Origin of the sequence: Vibrio sp. 2304 (assembly GCF_033339475.1) — a bacterium.
Taxonomy (GTDB): Bacteria; Pseudomonadota; Gammaproteobacteria; order Enterobacterales; family Vibrionaceae; genus Vibrio; species Vibrio alginolyticus.
The window spans coordinates 1,594-3,052 of the sequence record NZ_JAWOUQ010000034.1; the positions used below are offsets into that span (position 1 = coordinate 1,594).

Here is a 1,459-nt window from a genome sequence, read left to right on the forward strand (position 1 = left end):
GCTGAGACACGACGTCGAGCATCTACGGATGTGAAGTCATTGATGCCATGCTTCCAGGAAAAGCCTCTAAGCTTCAGATTGTAAGGAATCGTACCCCAAACCGACACAGGTGGTCGGGTAGAGAATACCAAGGCGCTTGAGAGAACTCGGGTGAAGGAACTAGGCAAAATGGTACCGTAACTTCGGGAGAAGGTACGCTCTCGACGGTGAAGTCCCTCGCGGATGGAGCTATTGAGAGTCGCAGATACCAGGTGGCTGCAACTGTTTATTAAAAACACAGCACTGTGCAAAATCGCAAGATGACGTATACGGTGTGACGCCTGCCCGGTGCCGGAAGGTTAATTGATGGGGTTAGACTTCGGTCGAAGCTCTTGATCGAAGCCCCGGTAAACGGCGGCCGTAACTATAACGGTCCTAAGGTAGCGAAATTCCTTGTCGGGTAAGTTCCGACCTGCACGAATGGCGTAATGATGGCCACGCTGTCTCCACCCGAGACTCAGTGAAATTGAAATCGCTGTGAAGATGCAGTGTACCCGCGGCTAGACGGAAAGACCCCGTGAACCTTTACTACAGCTTGGCACTGAACATTGACCCTACATGTGTAGGATAGGTGGGAGGCTTTGAAGCGCAGTCGCTAGATTGCGTGGAGCCGTCCTTGAAATACCACCCTTGTAGTGTTGATGTTCTAACGTCGACCCCTTATCGGGGTTGCGGACAGTGCCTGGTGGGTAGTTTGACTGGGGCGGTCTCCTCCCAAAGCGTAACGGAGGAGCACGAAGGTGGGCTAATCACGGTTGGACATCGTGAGGTTAGTGCAATGGCATAAGCCCGCTTGACTGCGAGAATGACAATTCGAGCAGGTGCGAAAGCAGGTCATAGTGATCCGGTGGTTCTGAATGGAAGGGCCATCGCTCAACGGATAAAAGGTACTCCGGGGATAACAGGCTGATACCGCCCAAGAGTTCATATCGACGGCGGTGTTTGGCACCTCGATGTCGGCTCATCACATCCTGGGGCTGAAGTCGGTCCCAAGGGTATGGCTGTTCGCCATTTAAAGTGGTACGCGAGCTGGGTTTAGAACGTCGTGAGACAGTTCGGTCCCTATCTGCCGTGGGCGTTGGAGAATTGAAAGGGGCTGCTCCTAGTACGAGAGGACCGGAGTGGACGAACCTCTGGTGTTCGGGTTGTGTCGCCAGACGCATTGCCCGGTAGCTAAGTTCGGGATCGATAACCGCTGAAAGCATCTAAGCGGGAAGCGAGCCTTGAGATGAGTTCTCCCTGATACTTTAAGTATCCTAAAGGGTTGTCGTAGACTACGACGTTGATAGGCAGGGTGTGTAAGCGTTGTGAGGCGTTGAGCTAACCTGTACTAATTGCCCGTGAGGCTTAACCATACAACACCCAAGGGGTTTTGATGGACTCAATGAAAGAACATTGAATGTGTAAGAACGAGAATTAA

General features: G+C 52.3%; 1 rRNA gene (cut by a window edge). It reads left to right on the forward strand.

Annotated features, from left to right (window positions below):
- Nucleotides 1-1,394: ribosomal RNA gene (locus tag R7P64_RS24035) — 23S ribosomal RNA — on the forward strand (it extends 1,565 nt beyond the left edge of the window).
- Nucleotides 1,395-1,459 lie beyond the last annotated feature (65 nt).